The organism is Pseudomonas sp. IT-P4 (genome assembly GCF_949767755.1).
GTDB classification, from domain to species: domain Bacteria; phylum Pseudomonadota; class Gammaproteobacteria; order Pseudomonadales; family Pseudomonadaceae; genus Aquipseudomonas; species Aquipseudomonas monachiensis.
The window spans coordinates 42,245-65,244 of sequence record NZ_CATKPX010000030.1 but is presented as its reverse complement, the minus strand read 5'-3'; the positions used below and the strand labels follow the sequence as shown (position 1 = coordinate 65,244).

17 protein-coding genes and 1 pseudogene are annotated in these 23,000 nt (G+C 62.4%); 9 read left to right on the top strand and 9 right to left on the bottom strand.

The genetic code is table 11. The features are described 5' to 3' along the window. Window positions 1–90: 90 nt before the first annotated feature. Window positions 91–1,692, bottom strand: a complete 1,602-nt coding sequence (locus ACM6IT_RS12410) for a hypothetical protein (protein WP_414918097.1) — start codon at window positions 1,690–1,692, stop codon at window positions 91–93. Window positions 1,693–2,026: 334 nt separating this feature from the next. Here ACM6IT_RS12410 and ACM6IT_RS12405 point away from each other — a divergent pair, with 334 nt between their 5' ends. Beyond that, on the top strand, window positions 2,027–3,127 hold the full coding sequence (locus ACM6IT_RS12405) for a polyamine ABC transporter substrate-binding protein (RefSeq protein WP_056723585.1): 1,101 nt from the start codon (window positions 2,027–2,029) through the stop codon (window positions 3,125–3,127). Between the two features lie 167 nt (window positions 3,128–3,294). Here the strand turns inward: ACM6IT_RS12405 and ACM6IT_RS12400 are convergent, their stop codons facing one another. Next, window positions 3,295–4,083, bottom strand: a complete 789-nt coding sequence (locus ACM6IT_RS12400; RefSeq protein ID WP_414918096.1) for an AraC family transcriptional regulator — start codon at window positions 4,081–4,083, stop codon at window positions 3,295–3,297. Window positions 4,084–4,168: 85 nt separating this feature from the next. Here ACM6IT_RS12400 and ACM6IT_RS12395 point away from each other — a divergent pair, with 85 nt between their 5' ends. Next, window positions 4,169–5,167 carry a bile acid:sodium symporter family protein gene (locus ACM6IT_RS12395; protein WP_056723684.1) on the top strand — a complete coding sequence of 333 codons (999 nt, stop codon included), beginning with the start codon at window positions 4,169–4,171 and terminating at the stop codon, window positions 5,165–5,167. 45 nt (window positions 5,168–5,212) lie between these two features. Here ACM6IT_RS12395 and ACM6IT_RS12390 read toward each other — a convergent pair whose 3' ends face one another. The 6 genes from ACM6IT_RS12390 to ribBA form a co-directional block, all read right to left on the bottom strand. Continuing rightward, window positions 5,213–6,928, bottom strand: coding sequence for an amidase (locus ACM6IT_RS12390; protein ID WP_414918095.1), 1,716 nt, complete (start codon window positions 6,926–6,928; stop codon window positions 5,213–5,215). A gap of 264 nt (window positions 6,929–7,192) precedes the next feature. Then, on the bottom strand, window positions 7,193–8,347 hold the full coding sequence (locus ACM6IT_RS12385; RefSeq protein WP_414918094.1) for an ABC transporter ATP-binding protein: 1,155 nt from the start codon (window positions 8,345–8,347) through the stop codon (window positions 7,193–7,195). Between the two features lie 16 nt (window positions 8,348–8,363). Then, window positions 8,364–9,173: an ABC transporter permease gene (locus ACM6IT_RS12380; RefSeq protein ID WP_007976227.1), complete on the bottom strand. Its 810-nt coding sequence runs from the start codon at window positions 9,171–9,173 to the stop codon at window positions 8,364–8,366. 6 nt (window positions 9,174–9,179) lie between these two features. Next, window positions 9,180–10,124 carry an ABC transporter permease gene (locus tag ACM6IT_RS12375; protein WP_056723593.1) on the bottom strand — a complete coding sequence of 315 codons (945 nt, stop codon included), beginning with the start codon at window positions 10,122–10,124 and terminating at the stop codon, window positions 9,180–9,182. Beyond that, the gene (locus tag ACM6IT_RS12370; RefSeq protein WP_056723596.1) at window positions 10,121–11,146 is read right to left on the bottom strand and encodes an ABC transporter substrate-binding protein; all 1,026 of its coding nucleotides are present in this window, start codon (window positions 11,144–11,146) and stop codon (window positions 10,121–10,123) included. Before ACM6IT_RS12370 ends, ACM6IT_RS12375 begins: the two co-directional genes overlap by 4 nt. Before the next feature lie 228 nt (window positions 11,147–11,374). Beyond that, the gene (gene ribBA, locus ACM6IT_RS12365; protein WP_223541504.1) at window positions 11,375–12,484 is read right to left on the bottom strand and encodes a bifunctional 3,4-dihydroxy-2-butanone-4-phosphate synthase/GTP cyclohydrolase II; all 1,110 of its coding nucleotides are present in this window, start codon (window positions 12,482–12,484) and stop codon (window positions 11,375–11,377) included. Between the two features lie 70 nt (window positions 12,485–12,554). Between ribBA and ACM6IT_RS12360 the strand changes: the two genes are divergently transcribed. From ACM6IT_RS12360 to ACM6IT_RS12335, 6 genes and pseudogenes are all read left to right on the top strand, one after another. After that, window positions 12,555–12,851: a DUF1330 domain-containing protein gene (locus tag ACM6IT_RS12360; RefSeq protein ID WP_414912970.1), complete on the top strand. Its 297-nt coding sequence runs from the start codon at window positions 12,555–12,557 to the stop codon at window positions 12,849–12,851. A gap of 564 nt (window positions 12,852–13,415) precedes the next feature. Further along, window positions 13,416–13,505 (top strand): annotated as a pseudogene (locus ACM6IT_RS12355) (IS110 family transposase); the annotation flags it as partial. 190 nt (window positions 13,506–13,695) lie between these two features. Next, window positions 13,696–15,522 carry a DUF1302 domain-containing protein gene (locus ACM6IT_RS12350; RefSeq protein ID WP_414918093.1) on the top strand — a complete coding sequence of 609 codons (1,827 nt, stop codon included), beginning with the start codon at window positions 13,696–13,698 and terminating at the stop codon, window positions 15,520–15,522. Between the two features lie 11 nt (window positions 15,523–15,533). Continuing rightward, window positions 15,534–16,871, top strand: a complete 1,338-nt coding sequence (locus tag ACM6IT_RS12345; RefSeq protein ID WP_414918092.1) for a DUF1329 domain-containing protein — start codon at window positions 15,534–15,536, stop codon at window positions 16,869–16,871. Window positions 16,872–17,043: 172 nt separating this feature from the next. Continuing rightward, window positions 17,044–18,393 (top strand): DUF1254 domain-containing protein, encoded by a 1,350-nt coding sequence (locus tag ACM6IT_RS12340; RefSeq protein ID WP_414918091.1) that lies wholly within the window; start codon window positions 17,044–17,046, stop codon window positions 18,391–18,393. Next, window positions 18,390–19,775, top strand: coding sequence for a DUF1254 domain-containing protein (locus ACM6IT_RS12335; protein WP_414912974.1), 1,386 nt, complete (start codon window positions 18,390–18,392; stop codon window positions 19,773–19,775). Before ACM6IT_RS12340 ends, ACM6IT_RS12335 begins: the two co-directional genes overlap by 4 nt. 444 nt (window positions 19,776–20,219) lie before the next feature. Here the strand turns inward: ACM6IT_RS12335 and ACM6IT_RS12330 are convergent, their stop codons facing one another. After that, entirely contained in the window at window positions 20,220–22,193 is a 1,974-nt protein-coding gene (locus tag ACM6IT_RS12330) for an alkyl/aryl-sulfatase (RefSeq protein WP_414918090.1), read from the bottom strand. A 137-nt stretch (window positions 22,194–22,330) separates the two neighbouring features. Here ACM6IT_RS12330 and ACM6IT_RS12325 point away from each other — a divergent pair, with 137 nt between their 5' ends. Next, a complete protein-coding gene (locus ACM6IT_RS12325) occupies window positions 22,331–22,999 on the top strand; it encodes an ABC transporter ATP-binding protein (protein WP_414918089.1) in 669 nt (222 codons plus the stop codon). Window position 23,000 lies beyond the last annotated feature (1 nt).

Below are 23,000 nucleotides of genomic sequence, written 5' to 3'. Positions count from 1 at the left end.
CCCCATTATTCGGTCATATACCGCGTCGGCAGGATGTGCGACTGCTGCGCAGCCGAGCGGGAGCAAGCTCCCTCGCCACAGGGGGCCGGCTCATTCAGGACCCCGGTTTGTCTGTTTCTCGCTGAAGCGCGGTGGCTCATTGACTGCATTCACACCCTTGTCCCAAAGCGCAACCAACCCACCGAAAGTCCCGACATAGGCCGTGCCATCCGGTGCCAGTGTGATCGGCGACCAGTTGTTGTCGAACGCCTGGCCGACCCCGCTCAACGCCTTGAATCGGGTCTGGCCGCTGTCGAAATCCAGCGCCATCAGGTACCAGGCGTTCTCGCCGTCGGGCTGCGGCTCGAAGGTGTAGAAGTACAACAGGCCGTTGCTCACCGAGAGTTTGGGGACCACCGAAGGCGACCGCTCCTTCGATTCCCAGACCCGGTCGCAGCCCGACTCATCGGTGCGGATGTCGATGCGGCTGATGCCGCCATGCACGGCCTGCCAGTCCTTCTGCGCGAAGGCGCTGGTGTAGCCGGCATTGTTCTCGAGGATGATCGAGCGCCCCCAGCCGATGGCCGAGTTGTCGGTGGCCGAGGCGTTGTTGTCGAACACCGGCAGCTTGCAGATCAGTCGGTTGCCGGCGTAGTCCTGCTCGCGACGGTAGACCAGCAGGTTGATGCGCCCGTCGCTGTTGTCGGTGATGGTGACGTAGCGCTCGCCGAGCAGGGTCGGGGTCGTGCCGCTGCCCTGATTGATCGCCCCGACCTTGCGCCCGGTGCCACGGTCGTAGACTTCGCGCCAGCCTTGCACGGGATTGCCCTCGGCATCGGCGGCGAAGCGGTACATGGCGTGGTCGGACACCAGATAGACGCCATCGGCCGCCACCGACATGCCGTTCTGGATTTCTTCGTTGGCCAGTTGGATGCCCTGGACCTTGCCGGTGTTCGGGTTCAGGGTACCGATGCGCCCGCGTCGGGTGATCCACCAGATCAAGCCCTGATGATCAGGCATGACCCCGGTAATGGGATCGCACTCACCCTTGGGAAACCAGGAAGTAGGGCGCACGCAATCGTGGGGAACCTTGTCGCTCAGGTCCCAGTTGTCGACCTCTTCGAACGACCACGCACCGGATTGATCCTGACGATGCACCACGCGCTGGATGTGCTGCTCGGCATCGGCGATGACCACGCGATTCTGTTCGTCGACATAGAAATAGGCGCCGGAGGTGTCGGCCATGATCTTGTCCGGGTCCAGGGTAATCAGCGCGTGGAAGGTCGACGGACGCGGCGGCAGCGGGTAGCGGGCCAGCAGCTTGAGAGTGCGCGGTTCGAGCAGTTGCAGTTCGAACTGCATCAGGTTGGCGCACAGCACCACCAGGCGACCCTGCTGATCGAAGGTATGGATCGGGCACATGCCGCCGGGCTTGCGACTGCCGTCGCGGCTGCTCACTTGCATGTCGCCGCCCAATGGACCGGGGCCGGGGTGCGAGTCGGAGCTGTAGCCATCGGCATGCATGTAGCTGCTGCCGTTGCTGGCCATGAAGGGGTTGGCGGGTATGGCGCCGCTCAGCGGTCGAGGGACAGTGGCGCTGCCGATCAATGCAGTGGCATTGCCGGTGCCGGCCAGCGGTTGTGGGTCATAGGGTTCGGAACAGGCGCTGAGCAGGCCGAGCAGGGGCAGGGCAAGCAGGAGTGGAGCACGCATCGAAGCCTCGCGATCTTGTTATTGGTGTGATGCGCAATAAGCAGCAAGGAGACTGCCCGGGCATCGGCTGTTTGGACTAACCCACGGTGAAGTGCTTCGCGCCGCTGATCAATGCGGACACCTATTTTGGCCATTTCGGTCTCCTTTTGGCCTGCCTCACGCTGTGAACCGACCACGCCGTCAGCAAGAATCAGACGCGGGTGGCTGAGTCGGCAACCCGCATTGAAACCACAACCAGACGCTTCACTTCCTTGCCCTTGGCTACTTTCAAGGCCGCTGCCGTGTACAGAACATAAAAACCATCGAACTCACGCCACACTTGGGGAAATGATCCATGGACTCAATGAAACGCATACTGGGCGCCACCGTTTGCACACTGTCGCTGCTGGCCAGCGCGGTGCACGCCGAACAGCGCGAATTGCGGGTGTACAACTGGGCGGACTACATCCTGCCGTCGGTGCCCAAGGATTTCGCCAGGGACACCGGGATCAAGGTGACTTGGGACACCTTCGACACCAACGAGTCCCTGGAAGCCAAGCTGCTGACCGGCAACTCGGGTTACGACCTGGTGGTGCCGTCGAACCAGTTCATCGAAACCCAGATCAAGGCGGGCGTGTTCCAGAAACTCGACAAATCCAAGCTACCGAACTGGTCGCACCAGGACCCGGCCTTGCTCAAGCTGCTGGACAAGAACGACCCGGGCAACCAGTACGGCGTGCCCTACATGTACGGCACCGTGCTGATCGGCTTCAACCCGGCCAAGGTCAAGGCGGCGCTGGGCGAGAATGCACCGGTGGACAGCTGGGACCTGGTGTTCAAGCCCGAGAACATGGAGAAGCTCAAGGCCTGTGGCGTCGCCATGCTCGACTCGCCGTCGGAGATCCTGCCGCTGGCCCTGCATTACCTGGGGCTGGACCCGAACAGCCAGAACCCCGATGACTACGAAAAAGCCAAGGCGCTGATGCTCAAGGTTCGCCCCTACGTCACCTACTTCAACTCCGCCAAGTACATGACCGACATCGCCAACGGCGATATCTGCGTGGCCATCGGTTACTCCGGCAGCTTCTATCAATTCGGCAATCGCGCCAAAGAGGCGGGCAACGGCGTGGTCGTCGACTGGCGCCTGCCGAAAGAGGGCGCACCGATCTGGTTCGACACCTTCGCCATCCCGAAAAGCGCGAAGAACGTCGCCGAGGCCCACGAATTCCTCAACAACCTGCTGGACCCGAAAGTCATCGCGCCGATCAGCGACTTCCTCGGTTACCCGAATGCCAATAAGGACTCGCTGGCGCTGATCAACAAGGACATCACCGGCAACCCGAACCTGACACCGACCAGCGAGGCCTTGAAGACGCTGTACGTCGTGCAGCCATTGCCGCAAAAGCTTGAGCGGGTGCGTACGCGGGTCTGGACCAGTATCAAGTCCGATCAGTAACAGCGAGAAATTGTGTGAGATCTCTGTGGGGCACAGATTTTGTGTACACCACATGACCCTGTGGGAGCGGGCTTGCTCGCGAAGGCAGAGTGTCAGTCAATGCATATGTCGACTGATCCAGCGCATTCGCGAGCAAGCCCGCTCCCACAGTTTGTTCTGTGTGGGGCTCAGCGAAAAAACTCCCCCGGTGTCTCGCCGAACTGCTGACGGAAGGCCGCGATAAACGCCGAGGTCGAATCGTAGCCACAGGCCAACGCGACGTCGGTCACGCGCTCGCCCTGCTCCAGTGGCGTCAGGGCGCCAAGCAAACGCAAGCGCTGGCGCCAGGCGCGAAAGGTCAGGCCGGTGTCGCGCAGGAACAGGCGACTGAGGGTTTTCTCGGTGACGCCGAATTGGTCGCTCCAGTGACTGAGGGTGGTCTGTTGCTCCGGGTGCGACTCCAGGCTTTGGGCGATTTGCCGCAATCGGCTGTCCTGGGGCTGGGGTAGCATCAGGTCGATCTGTGGCGCCTCAGCCAACTGATCCAGAATCACCTGGGCCAACCGACCGTGCGGTCCGTCCTGATCGTATTCCACCGGTATCTGACTGAAGGCGCGGATCAACTCACGCAACAAGTCGCTGACCCCCAACACATGACACCCCGGCGGCGCCCACGTCGAGACACTGCAATCGATGTACAGGCTGCGCATCTCCGTGCGCGGCGAACTGAACACCCGGTGCGGCATGCCCGCCGGAATCCACACCGCACGCTCCGGCGGGGCGACGAAGCGCCCGGCGCCGGTCTGTATTTCGAGCACGCCCGCAATCGCATAGGAAAGCTGCACCCACGGATGGCTGTGGCGCCGGGTCAGGGCGCGATTGGGCAGCGATTCGGTACGGCCATAGAGCGGTCGTGGCAGGCTGGACAGCCCGGGAATACTGCGTCGAACACTCTTGTCATGTCCTTTAGGCGGCATCAGCTGGCTCATCGGCGTTAGTCGGTAATTCCCAGTCACGTTAGAGTCGCTTTCACGTACTGGCAACCCCCGGATGATCAACCCCATGACTCGCCCCCGTCTGTTACCCGACAACTTCACCCTGACCCTGATCGGCGTCGTGACGCTCGCCAGCCTGCTGCCCGCCAGCGGTCAGGTCGCGGTCGGTTTTGGCTGGCTGACCAACATCGCCATCGCGCTGCTGTTTTTCCTGCATGGCGCCAAGCTGTCCCGCGAATCGATCATCGCCGGTGCCGGGCACTGGCGCCTGCATCTGCTGGTGTTCAGCCTGACCTTCGTGCTGTTCCCGCTGCTCGGCCTGGCGCTCAAGCCGCTGCTGTCGCCGCTGATCGGCAATGACCTGTACATGGGCATGCTCTACCTCTGCGCGCTGCCTGCCACGGTGCAGTCGGCGATTGCCTTTACCTCCCTGGCTCGGGGCAACATCCCGGCGGCGATTTGCAGCGCGGCGGCGTCGAGCCTGTTCGGGATTTTCCTCACGCCGTTGCTGGTGGCCCTGCTGCTGAACGTGCACGGCGAAGGCTCCTCGACCCTCGACGCCATTCTCAAGATCAGCGTGCAGTTGCTGCTGCCGTTCATTGCCGGGCAAATCGCTCGGCGCTGGATCGGCAACTGGGTGGCGCGCAACAAGAGTTGGTTGAAGTTCGTCGACCAGGGGTCGATTTTGCTGGTGGTCTACGGCGCGTTCAGCGAGGCGGTAATCGAAGGCCTGTGGCAGCAGATTCCATTGCTGGATCTGGTCGGGCTGGTGCTGGTTTGCTGCATCGTTCTGACGCTGGTGTTGGTGGCCGCGACCGTACTGGGCAAGGCGTTCGGTTTTAATCAGGAAGACCGCATCACCATTCTGTTCTGCGGTTCGAAGAAAAGCCTGGCGACCGGGGTGCCGATGGCGCAGGTGTTGTTTGCCGGCAGCACCATTGGCTTGCTGATCTTGCCGCTGATGCTGTTCCACCAGATTCAACTGATGGTCTGTGCGGTGCTGGCGCAGCGTTATGCCAAGCGGTCGGAATCGATTCCGGAACTGATGGCTCAGGTTGATCCTTGATCGGCAAGCAATGGCGGCTCGAGTGAGCCGCCACGGTTTTACGATTTACTGCTTGCCCGCAACCAATGGCGGAGTACGCGGCGGGATCATGCGTTTGCTGCCGGTCGACTCGAACGCCGATGCCAGGTGCAGCAGCGACGAGTCGTCATAGGCACGACCGGCAAAGGTCAGGCCGACCGGCATGCCGATGTCCGGCATCACGCCCATCGGCACGGTGACCGTTGGCACGCCCAGGTGACGGATGGCGAGGTTGCCATTGGCGACCCACACGCCGTTGCTCCAGGCGATGTCCGCCGATTGCAGATCGACATCGGCATTCGCCGGACCCACATCGGCCACCGTCGGGAACAGCACCGCGTCGAGCCCCAGGCGATCCATCCAGTCTTCCAGATCGATCTTGCGGGTTTTTTCCAGCCCGCGCAGGCCGTCCGGCACCGTGCTGATCTGGTCCCACGGGGTGATGCCGCGCTCGGCCATTCGCACGTATTCGTCCATGCCTGCGGCCAGGTCGCCCTCGCGGTTGGGCAGGGTGCCCGGGTCGTGAGGGAAGATCTGCGGGCCGTCGACATCGACGAGGCGATTCAGTTTGGGATCGCCGTTGGCTTGCAGGAAATCATCGAAGGCCCAGGCGGTCAGGTCCCACAATTCATGGTGCAGAAATTCTTTGGAGACGATGCCACGATTGAACACGGTCGGCGCACCAGGACGATCGCCTTCGCAATTGGAAACCAGCGGAAAGTCCACTTCGAGCACTTCGGCGCCTGCGGCTTCGAGGGCCTTGCGCGCCTGTTCCCAGAGCCCGATCACCGAAGGACGGGTATTGATGCGCTGGCCGGTCGGGCCACCAATGCCCGGTGCTTCGGACGTACCGGCTTCAGGGTCGGCGTTGATGTACATGCGTGGAATGCCGAACTTCTTGCCTTTGAGCGCATCACTGTTGGCGGCCAGCGCCACGTAGGACTCAGGGCGGACCGAAGAGGATTTCGGGATCGGCACCCAGGGTTGCAGGCGCCACAGGTCGCCACGGGTGTCCGGGTCGTCGGCCACCACCACATCGAGCACTTCGAGCAGGTCGGCCATGGTCCGGGCAAACGGCACGACCACGTCCATGGTCGGGGTCAACGGCCAGTTGCCGCGTACCGAGATCACCCCGCGCGAAGGGGTGTAGGCGCACAAGCCATTGTTCGAGGCCGGGCCGCGCCCGCTCGACCAGGTTTCTTCCGCCACACCGAAGGCCGCGAAACTGGCGGCAGTGGCAGTACCCGCGCCGTTCGACGAGCCGGAGGCGAAAGGGGCGGTGAGGTAGTCAGCGTTGTACGGGCTCTCGGCGCGGCCGTAGACGCCGCGCTGCATCCCGCCGTTGGCCATCGGCGGCATGTTGGTCTTGCCCAGGCAGATCGCCCCGGCAGCACGCAGGCGTTCGATGGTGAACGCATCGCGATAGGCGACCAGGTCCTTGAAGGCCGGGCTGCCGGAAGCGGCGGTGAGGCCCTTGACCAGATAGCTGTCCTTGGCGGTGTAGGGGATACCGTCCAGCGCTCCCAGCGTCTGGCCCTTGGCACGACGGTCGTCGGACGCCTGCGCTTCGGCCAGCGCCTCCGGGTTGCGCACCACGACCGCGTTCAGCGCGGTAGGCGTTTCGGGGCCGTCATAGGCGTCGATTCGCGCGAGATAAGCCTGTACCAGTTCAACGGAGGTGGTCTGGCCGGATTCGAGCGCGGCGCGCAGCTCGGCGATGGAAACTTCGGTAACTTCGATCATGCTGCCACCGCCGCTTGCAGGTGGAGGGTCCCAAACACTTCACTTTTCTCGAAATGGACTTTCATATCGTTATTCTCGTTGCACTGTGTGGCACGACAGGGTCGGGTGTTAAAAATACTGAGCACTATTTAGCATTAAACCGGGATTTTAGGAATCCGTTGTCCAATTTATCTTACAGGCGACAGAAAAAAGGCCACCACAACCCGACGTTGTGGTGGCCCGAGGGTGACTCATTATAGTGGCCCGCGCGCGCAGGCCAATGGATCAGTGAGCGCCGGCAGCCTTGTTCAGGTCGCTTTCGGCCCATTCGGTGTAGACGCAGGCATCGGCGGTGGCCCAGCGCACCCGCACCGGGTCGCCTGCCTTGAGCGGCATTCCGGCGGCGGACAGCGCCTTGACCGTCATCGAGGTACCGCCAGCAGTGACCACGCTGCAGGTCTGGCTTTCGCCGAGAAACAACACTTCCACGACCTTGGCCGAGACTTCGTTCCAGCCGGCGGCCAGGGGTTCGGCAAGGGCTTGTTCATTGCTCAGGGCCAGGGCTTTTTCCGGGCGCACCATCAGCAGCACGTCCTGATCGGTTTGCAGGCCGGCGGTCAGGCGAATCGACAGCGGCTGCCCTTCGAAGGTCGCCACCGCATTGCCCTGGGCCTTGAGCTTGAGGAAGTTCGAGTTGCCGAGGAACGAGGCGACAAAGGCGTTCGGTGGATTCTGGTACAGGTCGTAGCCGCTGCCCAAACCGACGATCTTGCCGTGGCTGAAAATCGCGATGCGCTGGGACAGGCGCATGGCTTCTTCCTGATCGTGGGTCACGTAGACGATGGTGATGCCCAGGCGTCGATGCAGCTGACGCAGTTCATCCTGCAAGTCTTCGCGCAGTTTCTTGTCCAGTGCGCCGAGGGGTTCGTCCATCAGCAGGATGCGTGGTTCGTAGACCAGCGCCCGGGCAATGGCGACCCGTTGCTGCTGGCCACCGGACAGTTGTGAAGGGCGGCGATGGGCAAATTGCTCAAGTTGCACCAGCTTGAGCATCGCATCGACCCGGCGCTCGCGCTCGGCGGTAGCCAGTTTGCGGATGGCCAGCGGGAAGGCGATGTTGTCGCGTACCGACAGGTGCGGGAACAGCGAATAGCGCTGGAACACCATGCCGATATCGCGTTTGTGCGGCGGCACGTTCACCAGCGACTGGCCATTGACCAGGATCTCGCCGCTGCTCGGGGTTTCGAAGCCGGCCAGCATCGACAGCGTGGTGCTTTTACCCGAGCCGCTGGAGCCGAGGAAGGTGAGGAATTCACCGTCCTTGATGTCCAGCGAGATGTTGTCCACGGCGGCAAAGTCGCCGTAGTGCTTGTTCAGGTTACGCAGGCTGACCAGGGGCTTGTCATTTTGCTGCGCGGAATCTTTGATCACTGCACTCATGTCGTACTCCTGGCGCTCAAGCGCTGATTTCGTTGCGCCGGCGCAGAGCGGCGGCGATCACCATGACCAATACCGAGAGGCCGATCAGCAGCGTCGAGGCGACGGCGATCACGGGCGTCAGGTCCTGGCGCAGGGTGGTCCACATTTTTACGGGAAGGGTTTGCAGGGTCGGGCTGGCCATCATCACGCTCAGCACCACTTCGTCCCACGAGACGAGGAAGGCGAAGAGGGCGCCGGCCACCATGCCCGGACGGATCGCCGGGAAGGTCACCTTGAACACCGCTTGCAGGCGCGAGGCGCCGCAGATCACCGCCGCGTCTTCAATCGACTGATCGAACAGCTTCAGTGAGTTGATGATCGAGATGATGGTGAACGGCAAGGCAACTATGACGTGGCTGACCACGAAGGCGAACATGGTCCCGGTGTAACCCAGTTTCAGGAACAGCGCGTACACCGCCACGGCGATGATCACCAGCGGTACGATCATCGGCAGGGTGAACAGGCCGTAGAGCATTTCCCGGCCGGGGAAGCGGCCACGCACCAGGGCGAACGCGGTGGGCAGGCCCAAAGCGACGGCGAAGAAGGTGGTCAGCACCGCGACCTTGAGGCTGGCCATGGCCGCGTTCATCCAGTCGGCGTTGGAGAAAAACTGGCCGTACCATTTCAGCGTCCAGCCCGGTGGCGGGAACACCAGCCATTGCGACGAACCGAACGACAGCAGCACGATGAACACGATCGGCAGCAGCAGGAACAGACCGATCAGCCCGGTGGTGGCGTACAGGCCGAAGCGCATGCGCCGGCTCATGGCATTGGGGGTCAGGAGCATGACGGCTTACCTCGCGTTGCTGGCGCCAACCGGGGATTCCGGCTGGAGCTTCAGGTAGAAGTAGAACAACACCAGCGTGATCACGATCAGCAACGCGGCGCCGGCGCTGGCCAGGCCCCAGTTGAGGAACGACTGCACCTGCTGAATGATGAACTCGGGCAGCATCATGTTTTGCGCACCGCCCAGCAGTGCCGGGGTCACGTAGTAACCCAGGGACATCACGAACACCATCAGGCCGCCGGAGAACAGCCCCGGCCGGCACAGCGGCAGGAACACCCGGAAGAAGTTGGTCCAGGGGCTGGCGCCGCAGATCGAACCGGCCTGCAGGATCATCGGGTCGATGGCCTGCATGGTCGCCTGCAACGGCAGCACGATGAACGGGATCATGATGTAGCTCATGCCGATCACCACGCCGGTGAGGTTGTGCACCATCTCCAGCGGTTGATCGATGATGCCCATGGCCATCAACGCCTTGTTGATCACCCCGGAGGCTTGCAGCAATACCAGCCAGGAGTAGGTGCGGGCGAGCAGACTGGTCCACATCGACAGCAGAACGATGTTCAGGATCCAGCGACCCCAGCCACGGGGCACCAGGGTGATCGCCCAGGCCAGCGGGAAGCCCAGCAACAGGCTGAACAGGGTCACCAGGCCAGCCACCGAGAAGGTGTTGAGCAACACCCGGGCATAGGCCGAATTGGCGAACAGCTGTTCGTAGTTACCCAGGCCCGGCACCGGTTCCAGCACGCCGCGCAGCAGCAGGCCAATCAACGGCGCCAGAAAAAACAGGCCGAGAAACAGCAGGGCGGGCACCAGGTTGCTCGCGCCACGCCAGCGCTGCGCCAGGGAAGGGGATTGCGTCATCACAGCTGCCTTGGCGGGGGCCGAACCGGCAGCGCCAGTGGCGCTCCCGGTGGCAGTGGATGGACGAGACGCGGTTGCCGTCATTTTCATTTGACCAGCCATTCGTTCCACCGTGTCGCGATGGCCGGACCGTTCTTGGCCCAGTACGCGAAATCAAGAGTGATCTGATCCTTTGCGTAAGCGGTCGGCAGGTTTGGCGCCAGCGTCGAGTCCAGGCGCTGCACGCTGTCGACGTTGACCGGGGCGTAGGCGGTCAGGTTGGAGAAGTCCGCCTGGCCCTTGGCACTGCTGGCGTTGGCCAGGAACTTCATCGCCGCGTCCTTGTTCTTCGAGCCTTTTGGAATGACCAGGATGTCGGCCATGACCAGGTTCTGCTTCCAGCTTACGCCGACCGGGGCGCCGTCTTCTTGCAGGGCATGAATCCGGCCGTTCCAGAACTGGCCCATGCTCGCTTCACCGGAGGCCAGCAGCTGCTGCGACTGTGCGCCGCCGCCCCACCAGACGATGTCTTTCTTGATGGTGTCGAGTTTTTTGAACGCGCGGTCCAGGTCCAGCGGGTAGAGCTTGTCCGCCGCTACACCGTCGGCCAGCAGCGCCAGTTCCAGCACGCCAGGGCTTGGCCATTTATAGAGGGCGCGTTTGCCGGGGAAGGTCTTGGTGTCGAACAGCGCGGACCAGTCCTGAGGCTTGTTGGCGCCGAGCTTGCCTTCGTTGTAGCCGAGGACGAAGGAGAAGAAGAACGAGCCGACGCCATGGTCGCTGACAAAGCGCGGGTCGATCTTGTCGCGATCAATGACTTTGAAATCGAGGGGTTCGAGCAAGCCTTCGGCGGCGGCGCGCAGGGCGAAGTCGGCTTCGACGTCGACCACGTCCCACTGCACATTGCCGCTCTCGACCATGGCCTTGAGCTTGCCGTAGTCGGTCGGACCATCCTGCACCACGGTGATGCCGCTGGCCTTGCTGAACGGGTCGGCCCAGGCCTGCTTCTGCGCATCCTGGGTGCTGCCGCCCCAACTGACGAAGTTGACGCTTTCAGCCGCCAGCAGTGCCTGGCTGGTGACGCTCAGCAGTCCCGCAAAAAGAACCGCGGTCGCACGTTTGTTCAACACCATTTTCACGCCCTCATTGTTGTGTTTATGAGCGGGGCTTGGAGTGCCCGCCTATCGGGAGCAGTAGGTCCGTCGAGTCAGTGCTGACTGTCCGGTCTATGGAATATCATATTATGGTATTCCAAGCTTTGTGCAAGCACTTTGCCGTACCGGCTATCAGCCGAAAGCGAATATTTTGTTGCTCAAGCGAGCATGACTGTGGCAAGCCCCTACATTGGAGGAAACTCGGAATCACTCGGTGAATGGAATGCTCTCCACCACCTCCAGGTCATACCCGGTCAAGCCCGCATATTTCAGCGGCGGGCCGAGGTGGCGCAATTTGCCGACTCCCAGGTTCTGCAGGATCTGCGCACCGGTACCCACTTCCGAATAAATCCGTGACTGCGAACGGCTGAACTGCCGGGGCGGCTGGGTCAATTGCGGCACCCGTTCGAGCAACGCCTGGGAGGATTCGTGGTTGGCCAGCACCACCACCACGCCGTGGCCTTCGGCGGCGACACGCTGCAAGGCGGCCCACAAGGTCCAGTTGCTCGGCCCGCTGTATTCGGCACCGACCAGGTCGCGCAATGGATCGATCACATGCACCCGCACCAGTGTCGGTTGCTCGCGGCGCAGATCGCCCATGACCATGGCCATGTGGACACCGCCTTCGATGCGATCCTCAAAGGTGATCAGACGAAAGGTGCCGTGCACCGTTGGCAGGTCACGCTCACCGATGCGCACGATGGTGTGCTCGGTGCTCAGGCGATAGTGGATCAGGTCGGCGATGGTGCCGATTTTGATTCCGTGCTTGCGCGCGAACACTTCCAGGTCCGGGCGGCGGGCCATGGTGCCGTCGTCATTCATCACTTCGACGATCACCGAGGCCGGCGTATGGCCGGCCAGGCGTGCCAGGTCGCAACCAGCTTCGGTATGGCCGGCGCGGGTCAGCACGCCACCCTCCCGAGCGCGTAACGGGAAGATATGGCCCGGTTGCACGATATCGGCGGGGCCGGCATGGGCGGCGACGGCAGCGGCCACGGTGCAGGCGCGATCTGCGGCGGAAATACCGGTGGTCACCCCGACGGCGGCCTCGATGGACACGGTGAAGGCGGTGCTGAACACGCTGCCGTTGCTCGGCACCATCTGCTCCAGGCCCAGGCGCTTGCAGTGCTCGTCGGTCAGGGTCAGGCAGATCAGGCCCCGGGCTTCACGGGCCATGAAGCTGATCGCCTCGGGTGTGCAGCAGTCGGCGGCCAGCAACAGGTCGCCTTCGTTTTCCCGGTCTTCATCGTCGACCAGCAGGACCATTTTGCCGAGGCGGTAATCTTCGATGATTTCTTCGATGCTGTTGAAGGCCATGCTGGAGTCTCGGTATTTGTTGGATTGGTAATGTGGTATACCATAATACAAAATAAACCGAGAGGTCACTATGAAGGCTTACTGGATTGCTCATGTGGATGTCACCGACCCTGATCAATACAGCCAATACACCCGGCGGGCGCCCCAGGCGTTTGCCCTGTATGGGGGGCGGATCCTGGCGCGGGGTGGGCGTAGCGAGGCGATGGAAGGCCGGCCTACGCCGCAACGCAGTGTGGTGATCGAGTTTGATTCCTATGAGCAGGCGGTGGCTTGCTATCGGTCGGCGTTGTATCAGGAGGCCAGGGGGTATCGTGAGGGGGTCGCTATGGCTGAGGTGATTATTGTCGAGGGCGTGGTGCCGGTCTAAAAAGTGACTGAGTACATATCCGTTTCTGCGGTAAAGGCGACTTATGGTTTCGCCCTTACGGCGAGTCACTTTTTACAAGCGCCTAAAAAAAGTAACCAAAAAAACGCTCGCCCCGAACGTACGGCCCCTCGCTAAGGCTCGGGGTTCCTTCGCTGCGGCATTCATCCGGGGGCATTGCCCTCCGGTCGGCTTCGCTTCGACCTACATGCAATGAGTTCGACTGCGTCGAACGGCGCTGCGCGCCCATCCCCGGATGAACACCTGCGCTCAGCCTGATGAGTGGTGAGAAGCGACGCGGTGGTGTGGGCTGCTCTGCCTTTGCTCTTCTGTGGGAACGAGCTTGGTCCGGGCGGCGTACCGACGATGGCGGCCTTATGGCCGACCAATCTCTTTCGGCTAAACGCATTCCCCCTGTAGGAGCTGCCGCAGGCTGCGATCTTTTGATCTTGATTTTCCGCCCCCTTCGACATTGTCAAAAATCAAAAGATCGCAGCCTCGTTGCACTCGACAGCTCCTACAGGGAAACACGCACACATCAGAACCAGGCCGGCCGGTAGGCCGCCTCGGGCGCTGGTGATGCTGGCTCGCAAGCTTGCTCGGGTGGTATTCGCCTTGCTGAAAGGGCAAAGCGAATATCAGCCAAAAGCCAGTTGAGGGCTTTCCCTCAACCATAGAATCTCCCACAGGGGACCGCATCCGCAGAGATGGAAATGCACACCTTCAGAAATTAATCGAGGCCCCCCGCACTCCCCCGATGATTATTTTTTGTCGGCCATCGCTTGCGTGTCCCGCCCGATAGTTGGGCACCGTGTCCAGGCTGAGCAAACCTGACCGGAGCCCAATAATGATAAAAAAACGCTCGGCCGTAGCCGGAGTCCGTCCGCGGCTTCACCGGCTTGGCCACTCTCGCCCGCAACCCCTTGCGCTGGCGATTCTTGCCGTACTGACGGGGCCAACCTACGCCACCACATTCGACATCAACGAAGACTGGAGCCTGTCGACCAGGACCAGCCTGAGCCTGGGCAGCAGCTGGTCGACGCAAAACCCCGACAAAAGCCTGATGACCCGCGCCAACGCCTTGCAGGCCCAGGGCGTGAATGCCAATGGCACCAGCGTCAGCGCCGACGACAACCGGCTGAACTTCGAGAAGGGCGACACCATCTCGCAACTCTTCAAGGGCCTCACCGATGTCAGTCTCGACGGCCAGGGCCAGGGCGCGTTCATTCGCTTCAAATACTGGTACGACCATGCCTATGAAACCGGCAATGGCCGCTTCAAGGATTTCGACGATTCGGGCTGGGACAACCTGTCAAAATTCAAGGGTTTCGAGGTCCTCGATGCCTACGTCTGGAAAGACTTCCAGGTGGCCGGGCATCCGCTGAACGTGAAGGTCGGTAACCAGGTGCTGTCCTGGGGCGAAGCGCTGCTGATCCAGAACGGCATCAACGTGATCAACCCGCTGGACATCTCGGCGTTCAACCGTCCCGGCGTGGAAATCAAGGAAGGCCAGTTGCCGGTGGAGATGGTCTCCTTCAGTTTCGGCCTGACCGACAGCACCAACCTCGAAGGTTTCTACCAGTACAACTGGCGCCCCAGCGTACTCGATGGTTGCGGCACCTTCTTCGCCAGCAGCGATGTGATCCAGCCGGGTTGCGGGCCACTGTACCTGAGTCAGGTACAGACCGATCAACAGATGCAGGCCGCCGGTTTGTACGCCACGTCCCGGGGTAACGAATCGCCCTCCGACAACGGCCAGTTCGGCTTCGCCCTGCGCCAGATGATCCCGGCGCTCAACGATGCGGAAGCGGCGATCTACTACATCAACTATCACTCGCGGTTGCCGTATTTCACCATTGACGCCAGGAACACCGCCTTGCCCGGCACCTTCCCCGGTGGCATCCAGGGGCCGAGCTATGCGGCGGCCTTCCCGGAAAACATTCACCTTTACGGCATCAGCCTCAATGGCGTCGAGCCGGTCACCGGGATTTCCCTGGCCGGTGAGTTGAGCTACCGGCCGAACATGCCGATCGCGATCAACGCGCCTGACGTCAACGTCGCCGTGATTTCAGGGCCGGGGGGCAGTTCCTGGTTGCAGTTGCCGCCAGGCTTCAGCACCACCAATGGTAGCCAGTTCGATGCGTGGGAACGCAAGGGTGTCTGGCAACTGACCGGTTCGGCCACCCAGGCCATCGACAACGTACTGGGTGCCACGCGCCTGAGCCTGTTCGGTGAAGCCGGGGTCGTGCACATCGACGATCTGGGGGACGAGCGCCTGGGCCGTAACGCCGCGTTCGGCCGCAGCGCCCCGCGCAACGGCACGGCGTGCAACACGGTAGCTTCAGGCGTGACTAACCAATACTGCACCGACAAGGGCTTTGCCACCGATTGGTCGTGGGGTTATCGCCTGCGCGCCAGCCTCGAATACAGCGATGTGTTGCCGGGCATCAACCTGATTCCCGCCGTCAACTGGCGGCATGACGTCTCGGGCTATTCCTACGATCCGCAAGGGCCGTTCCAGGAAGGCCAGCAAGCGCTGGGCGTGAGCCTGACCGGCGTCTACATGAACGATTACAGCGTGGAACTGGCCTACAACACGTTCTTCGGTTCCAACGACTACAGCACCCTCGACGATCGCGATTTCGCATCCGTCAGCTTCAAGGCAGACTTCTAAGGAGAACCGTTATGCGTATGCAATTGTGCGTGCTGGCCCTGGCCTGCACCGTCGGCCTGGCCCAGGCCAAAGGCATCGATTCGGCGGCACTGGGCAAGACCCTGACCCCCATGGGCTCGGAAGTGGCGGCCAATGCCGACGGCAGCATTCCGGCCTGGACCGGCGGCCTGGGGAGCAACGCCGGCACCGTCGACAGCAAGGGCGGCTACAGCGATCCGTATGCCGCCGAGAAACCGTTGTTCACGGTCACGGCAAAGAACGTGGCGCAGTACGAGAAGTTTCTCAGCCCCGGGCAAATCGCGTTGTTCAAGCGTTTTCCCGACACCTACAAGATGAACATCTACCCGAGCCATCGCAGCGCCAATCTGCCCAAGGAGGTACTGGCGGCCAGTCGTGAGAACGTCGCCAAGACCAGCATGGCCGACGGCGGCAACGGTTTGCATGACTATGCCAGGGGCATTCCGTTTCCGTTGCCCACCGAAGGCCTGGAGGTGATGTGGAACCACATGACCCGTTATCGCGGCGGCAGCTACGAGCGCATCAGCAGCGCCGCGCTGGTGCGTGAAAACGGCGCCACCAGCTATGTGCGCAACCAGTCGTTGATCAACTTCGCCGACACCGTGGGCGGGCTGGAACCCAACTCGAACATCCTGTTCATGTTCAAGAGCCGGGTGCTGGAACCGGCGCGTCTGTCCGGCGAGGCGGTGCTGGTGCACGAGCCGATCGACCAGGTCGCCGAGCCGCGTTCGGCCTGGCAATACCTGCCGGGGCAACGTCGCGTGCGTCGTGCGCCGATGATCGCCTACGACAACAGCGCCCGTTACAGCAACGGCCTGATCACCGCCGACAACATCGACGGCTACAACGGCGCACCGGACCGTTTCGACTGGAAGCTGGTGGGCAAGCAAGAGCTGTTCATCCCTTACAACAGCTACAAGATCGGCAGCCGCGACCTCAAGTACGACGCCGTGATCAAGCCCAACCACGTCAACCAGGACCTGGCTCGCTACGAGAAACATCGGGTGTGGGTCGTCGAGGCAACCCTCAAGCCCGGTGCCCGGCACATCTACGCCAAACGTCGCTTCTATGTGGACGAAGACAGTTGGCAGATCGCCCAGTCGGACCAGTACGACAGCCGCGGTGAACTGTGGCGCAGCGGTGAACTGCACGCGATCCAGCAGTACGACTACGGCTTCACCTATAACGTGCTGGAAACCTCCTATGACCTGATCTCCGGACGCTACTACGCCGGCGGCCTGGCCAACGAAGAGACCGAGCCGATGCGCGTGGGCTTCGCCGCCAAGACTGACGACTACACCCCGTCGGACCTGCGGCGCTGGGCCAAGTAACCATTCGCCAAACCACCACAAATCCAATGTGGGAGCGGGCTTGCTCGCGAAGAGGGAGTGTCAGGCGACTGCAATGTTGCATGACACACCGCTTTCGTCGGAACGCCGCCCGGAGCAAGCCCGCTCCCACAGGGATCTGTGTGTGCTGATGTTTTGCTACAGGAGATCTGCCATGCGCTATTGGATATCCGCTCTGGCCCTGGGCGCGAGCCTGGGCACTGTTCACGCCGCAACCCTCGACCGACAGCAAGCGAAAGCCCTGGCCCAGGAAGCCTACGTGTTCGCCTACGCCACCGTCGAACACGACAAGGTACTCAGCGCCATCGCCGCTAAACTGCCGTTCAACCATCTCTACAGCGAGCCGCGCCTGCTCGGCCCGCAAGACAACAAAGTGGTGTCGCCCAACAACGACACCTTCTATTCCCGCGCCTTGCTCGATCTGCGCAGCGAACCGATGGTGCTGGACGTGCCGGCCGTGCAAGGCCGCTACTACAGCTTCCAACTGGTGGACATGCGCACCGACAACCTCGACTACATCGGCACCCGCGCCACGGGGGAGCAGGCGGGGCGCTACCTGATGGTCGGGCCGGACTGGAAGGGGCCAGTGCCATCGGGTTTCAGTGCGGTGATTCGCTCGCCGAGCCGGCTGGTCTTCCTGTTGGGACGGACCGAGGTCAAGGGCGAAGCGGATCAGAAAGACGCCGCACAAGTGCTGAAGGGCTACGCCTTGCAACCGCTGTCCAAAGTCAGCGGCAGCGCGGCCCCTGAACCCTTGGCACCGCTGCAACTGCCGGCGTATGCGGACACCAAGCAAGGGCCGGCGCAGGCGCTGTTCAGCACCTTCAACGCGCTGGCTCCCTTGCACCAATGGACCGCCAGCGAACAACAGAAACTGGCCCGTTTCGCCGCCATCGGCGTGAAGCCGGGGACCGCATTCCAGGCCCCGGAAGACTTGAGCGAAGCCGTCGCCCAAGGCGCCGAGGCCGGTCGCGAACTGGTCCGCGCAGCCTCCAGCCAACTGTCGGTAGAACAGCAGGGCTGGTTACCGTCGCCGTCCAACGTCGGCAAATACGGCGACGATGACCTGACCCGTGCCGCAGTCGCCTGGCGCTACATCTACGCCAACGATGCGGTGGAAGCGCAGTACCCGATGGCGTTGCACGATGCCCAGGGCCAGGCGCTCACCGGCCAGCACGCCTATCGCCTGCATTTTCCCGCCGGGCAATTGCCGCCGGTGAATGCGTTCTGGTCGCTGACCCTGTATGACGGCAAAACCCAGTTGCTGGTGGCCAACCCGATCCAGCGTTACGCCCTGGGCGATCGCAGCCCTGGTCTACAATACGATGCCGATGGCGGCTTGACCCTGATCCTGCAAGCCGATGCGCCCAAGGCTGCGCCGCAGGGCAACTGGCTGCCGACGCCGCAAGGTCCGTTCAACCTGCTGTTGCGCCTGTACCTGCCCAGGGGCGGGGCACTGGACGGGAGTTATCAGTTGCCGACGATAACGAGGATCGAATCATGAACCTGATTTGCAGTCGCCGCCGGGTGCTGGGCGGCATGGGGGTATTGGGCGGCAGCCTGATGTTTCCACGCTGGTTGCTGGCCGCCGATTCCGATGACCCTCGGCAGATTGCCAAAGAGGCGTGGATTTACGCCTACCCCATGCTCATGCATTACCAGACCATGGAAAAACAGGCGCTCAACCCGGCCGCGCCGGAGTATGTCGGTGGCTTCAACCGCTTTCGTCATTACGGCGAGTTGTTTACCCCGAACAACCGCGACATCGTCACGCCGAACAACGACACACCGTACTCCTGGGCCTGGCTCGACCTGCGCAGCGAACCCCTGGTGTTGAGCGTGCCGGCGGTCGATGACGAGCGCTATTACGTGCTTCAACTGGTCGACCAGTACACCCACAACTTTGCCTATGTCGGTGTGCTCAGCACCGGTCGCGAAGCGGGGAATTACCTGATCGCCGGACCCGGCTGGCAAGGCCCGACACCGGATGGCGTCAAGGCCGTGCTGCGCAGTGAAACCGAAATCGTCATGGTGCTTGGAAGAACGGGTCTGAAAAACGCCGGGGACCTGCCGGCGGTGCGGGCCTTGCAGCAGCAATACGGTCTGGTTTCGTTGCATGAATACATCGGCAGTGCGCCGCCCGTGGCTGCGCCAGCCATTGACTGGCAACCCTGGGACAGCAAGACCGGGCTGGGGCTGGAGTTTATCCCGGCGCTGAACCAGATCCTCAGCCTGTGCCCCACGCAACCGTCCGAACAAGCCTTGCGCGCACGCTTTGCCCGGATCGGCATCGTGCCCGGCCAGGCTTTCGACCCGGCGACGTTGCCGCAGGCCACGCGCCAGGCACTGCTCGCCGGGATTCAGGACGCCCGGGCGCAACTGCAAACCGCCGTGAGCCAGGTACGCAGCACCCTCGGCCTGTTCGGCACGCGCGAAGCGCTGAACGGCAATTACCTCAACCGCGCAGTCGCGGCGAATGTCGGCATCTACGGCAACAGCGTGGAAGAGGCCTTCTACACCGGCACTCGCGTGGATAACCAGGGGCAACCCTTGCAGGGCGGGCGAAGCTATCGCCTGCGTTTCGCACCGGGGCAATTGCCGCCGGCCAGCGAGTTCTGGTCGCTGACCTTGTATGACTTGCCTGACCGGCAACTGGTGGCCAACCCGATCAATCGCTACTGCCTGAGCAGCCGGGATCATTTGAAAGAGGATTCGGACGGTGGGTTGACGTTGGTCCTGCAGAACGCCGCTCCGCCTGAGCAGAGCAACTGGTTGCCGACGCCGGCGAGCGGGGCGTTCAGCCTGGTCCTGCGCCTGTATGGACCCGGGCAGCAGGTGGTCAATCAACGCTGGCAAATGCCAGCGATTGAAGTGGTTACTGCCTAAGCCGCCTCGCTTTTGCTTTTGTTTTTGCGTTTGCTTTTGACCTTCTTGCCCCCTCGAGAGGCCGAGCGCAGGTTCTGCGCAGTGGGCAACCCGGCATGGATGCCGGGTTAGCCGCCCCCGGCCATGGATGGCCGATGGCGGCGGGCCCACGGAGCAGGACCGGAGCGAGGGGATGCCGAGCCTAGGCGAGGCACCGAACGTAAGGGGCAAGAGCCCTTGGTTACTTGGGGTCGGGCGGCGTTCCGTTTTTCCAAGTAACTCGCTGTAAGAGCGAAACCGCCAGAGGCCGTTACCGCAGCAATGGATATGTACACCCACAAAACAATCATCGCCTGACACATAGCCATCGCGAGCAAGCTCGCTCCCACAGTGGATCTGTGTCGTTCACAAATGCTGTGAGCTGCATGGATTCCAGTGGGAGCGAGCCTGCTCGCGAAGGCGATATCAAGGCGTCACGATATTGAACTGCGGCGCAAACGTATCGAGGCTGCTCATCAACTCCCCAAGCTTCTTGCCATTGCCCTGCAACTTGATCAGGCCTTTGTGCATCGCCGTCGGGATATCCAGTTGCTTGAGGCTGATCTGTTCCAGGGTGGCCTTGCTCATGGTCACGCTGGCATCCGCCTGAGCGTTGAGCCCGGCACGGTGGGTCAGCACGCCATTGCGCAGGGTCAGGTTGAAGTCCTGGTTCAGGTCATCGAAGGTCCAGTTCAGGGTCAGGTCATGGCCTACGGCCTTTTCGCTGTCCAGGCGCACTGCCAGGAAGTCGAAGAACATCTGCGGGCTCATCGCCCGCACCATATCCACCGAAACCGAAGAGCTGGCATTGGCTGGCACGCCGTTGCGCAGTTCCATGGCACCGGTCAGGTACATGTTGCGCCAGGTAGCGTTTTCACTTTGATAGCCCATTTGCTCCAGCGCCTGGGCCTGGGCTTTGCGGGCGTCGCCGTTGTCCGGATTGGTGAACAGCAACTGATTGCCCAGTTGCGCGGCCCAGCGGTATTCGCCCTTGGCCATTGCTGCCTGCATTTTCCCCAGCACCGCCGCTTCGCCGCCCATGGCCTCGACCGAACGCTTGGCCGTTTCTACCGGCGGCAGCGGATTGAGGTTGGCCGGGTTACCGTCATAGAAACCCATGTAGCGCTGATACACCGCCCGGGTGTTGAAACTCAGTGAGCCGTAGTAGCTACGGGTGTACCACTTCTGGTCGAGGCTGCCGGGCAACTTCTTGATCGAGTCGGCGATTTCCAGCGGCGTCAGGCCCTGGTTCAGCAGGTGCAGGGTGCGGTCATTGAGGAAGGCGTACATGTCGCGCTGGTCGGCGAGGAAGGTGCGGATGCGCTCGCCACCCCAGGTCGGCCAGTTGTGCTGGGCGAACAACACGTCGCTCTTGTCGCCGTAACGCGCCAGGCTGCCGTCCAGGTACTCGGCCCAGGCCTTGGCGTCGCGTACTTGGGCGCCGCGTGGGGTGAGGATGTTGTGCATCATTTGCGTGGCGTTTTCCGCCATGCACAAGGCGCGCAACTGCGGCAGGTACAGGTTCATTTCCGCCGGCGCCTCGGTGCCCGGGGTCAACTGGAACTCCACGTCGAGGCCGGCGATGGTGCGGGTTTCCAGTTCCTTGTCGATCAGGTCGGTGGGCGGGATCAGGGTGACGGTGCCGCCGCTCGGCGTGCTCTTGCCCAGGCCGGCGTCGACCTGGCCTTTTTCGCCACGGGGCAGCAGGCTGCCGAACTGGAACTGCGCGCGGCGGCTCATGGCGTTGCCGGCGTAGACGTTCTCGCTCATCACGTGTTCCATGAACCCGGCGGGGGCGAACACCTTGACCTTGCCGGCCTTGACGTCGGCTTCGTCGATGACTCCGCGCACGCCACCGAAGTGGTCGACGTGGGTGTGGCTGTAGATCACCGCCACTACCGGTTTGTGCGGACGGTTCTGGTAGTACAGGTCCAGCGCCGCCTTGGCGGTTTCGGCCATGGTCAGCGGGTCGATGATGATCAGCCCGTCGTCGCCTTCGATGATGGTCATGTTGGCCAGGTCGAGGCCGCGCACCTGATACAGCCGGGGGCTGACTTCGAACAATCCGGCATGGGCACTGAGTTGGGCCAGGCGCCAGAGACTCGGGTTGACCGACTCCGGGGCCTTATCCTTGGCGAGGAAGTCATAGGCCTGGATATCCCAGATGACCTTGCCCGAGGCGTCCTTGACCTGGCCCTTGAACGGCGCGATCAGACCCTTGGTGACCGACTCGTAGTCGGTGCGGTCGGTGAAGGGCAGTTGCTGCAGCACCGCGGCGTTACTGGCGGTGGTTTGCGGGCTGGCCGCGACCGGTCCATCGGCGGCGACCACCGATTGCGCAAGGCAGGCAGTGATCAGGCAAGCGAACAACCCACGAGGGCTCAAGGTGAAACGAGGCATGGCGTCTCCGTTTTTTATCGTTATGGTTAGACCAGCGTCGAGGGTAGGGCGGGGTTCGGCCGGGGCGATCATCAGCAACGGACAAAAAACATTCAGGGCCGCTATCCTTGGGCCATGCATATCCAGCAGGTTGACCCATGCTTGAAGTCCATGGCGTTTTCAAAAGCTACGCCACACCGCAGGGGCCACTGCCGGTGCTGCAAGGCGTCGACCTGACGCTCAAGCCCGGCAGCAGCCTGGCGCTGATGGGCGAGTCGGGCAGTGGCAAAAGCACTTTGCTGCACCTGATTGCCGGGCTGGACAAGGTCGATCGCGGCAGCATCCGCAGTGGCGAGCATCGCCTGGAACAGATGAATGAAGGGCAACTGGCGAACTGGCGGCGTACGGAAATCGGCCTGGTGTTCCAGCAATTCAATCTGATCGGCAGCCTGCGGGTCGAAGACAACCTGGCGATTCAGGCACGCCTGGCGGGGCGTCATGACCCACGCTGGCAGGCGCACCTGGTGCAACGCCTGGGCTTGGGCGATTTGCTGCGGCGCTATCCGGAGCAACTGTCCGGCGGCCAGCAGCAACGGGTCGCACTGGGCCGGGCGCTGGCGTCGCGCCCGCCACTGCTGCTGGCCGACGAGCCCACCGGCAGCCTCGATGAAACCACTGGTGCCGAGGTATTGCAGTTGCTGCTGGAATTACTCGAGGACAGTCCCACCAGCCTGTTGATGGTCACCCACAGTCCCGGCGTGGCGGCGCGGCTGGCCAAAAAAGCCCTGCTGTGCGGCGGTCGCCTGGCCGGTGCGGGTGATCGCTGAC

What these genes read in the sequence shown, in the direction of transcription:
- ACM6IT_RS12400 (WP_414918096.1), bottom strand. Translation starts at nt 4,083, where the DNA reads ATGCCGCCTAAAGGACATGACAAGAGTGTTCGACGCAGTATTCCCGGG.
- ACM6IT_RS12340 (WP_414918091.1), top strand. Translation starts at nt 17,044, where the DNA reads ATGCGCTATTGGATATCCGCTCTGGCCCTGGGCGCGAGCCTGGGCACT.
- ACM6IT_RS12385 (WP_414918094.1), bottom strand. Translation starts at nt 8,347, where the DNA reads ATGAGTGCAGTGATCAAAGATTCCGCGCAGCAAAATGACAAGCCCCTG.
- ACM6IT_RS12375 (WP_056723593.1), bottom strand. Translation starts at nt 10,124, where the DNA reads ATGAAAATGACGGCAACCGCGTCTCGTCCATCCACTGCCACCGGGAGC.
- ACM6IT_RS12345 (WP_414918092.1), top strand. Translation starts at nt 15,534, where the DNA reads ATGCGTATGCAATTGTGCGTGCTGGCCCTGGCCTGCACCGTCGGCCTG.
- ACM6IT_RS12395 (WP_056723684.1), top strand. Translation starts at nt 4,169, where the DNA reads ATGACTCGCCCCCGTCTGTTACCCGACAACTTCACCCTGACCCTGATC.
- ACM6IT_RS12410 (WP_414918097.1), bottom strand. Translation starts at nt 1,692, where the DNA reads ATGCGTGCTCCACTCCTGCTTGCCCTGCCCCTGCTCGGCCTGCTCAGC.
- ACM6IT_RS12350 (WP_414918093.1), top strand. Translation starts at nt 13,696, where the DNA reads ATGATAAAAAAACGCTCGGCCGTAGCCGGAGTCCGTCCGCGGCTTCAC.
- ACM6IT_RS12335 (WP_414912974.1), top strand. Translation starts at nt 18,390, where the DNA reads ATGAACCTGATTTGCAGTCGCCGCCGGGTGCTGGGCGGCATGGGGGTA.
- ACM6IT_RS12380 (WP_007976227.1), bottom strand. Translation starts at nt 9,173, where the DNA reads ATGCTCCTGACCCCCAATGCCATGAGCCGGCGCATGCGCTTCGGCCTG.
- ACM6IT_RS12405 (WP_056723585.1), top strand. Translation starts at nt 2,027, where the DNA reads ATGGACTCAATGAAACGCATACTGGGCGCCACCGTTTGCACACTGTCG.
- ACM6IT_RS12330 (WP_414918090.1), bottom strand. Translation starts at nt 22,193, where the DNA reads ATGCCTCGTTTCACCTTGAGCCCTCGTGGGTTGTTCGCTTGCCTGATC.
- ACM6IT_RS12325 (WP_414918089.1), top strand. Translation starts at nt 22,331, where the DNA reads ATGCTTGAAGTCCATGGCGTTTTCAAAAGCTACGCCACACCGCAGGGG.
- ACM6IT_RS12370 (WP_056723596.1), bottom strand. Translation starts at nt 11,146, where the DNA reads ATGGTGTTGAACAAACGTGCGACCGCGGTTCTTTTTGCGGGACTGCTG.
- ACM6IT_RS12390 (WP_414918095.1), bottom strand. Translation starts at nt 6,928, where the DNA reads ATGATCGAAGTTACCGAAGTTTCCATCGCCGAGCTGCGCGCCGCGCTC.
- ribBA (WP_223541504.1), bottom strand. Translation starts at nt 12,484, where the DNA reads ATGGCCTTCAACAGCATCGAAGAAATCATCGAAGATTACCGCCTCGGC.
- ACM6IT_RS12360 (WP_414912970.1), top strand. Translation starts at nt 12,555, where the DNA reads ATGAAGGCTTACTGGATTGCTCATGTGGATGTCACCGACCCTGATCAA.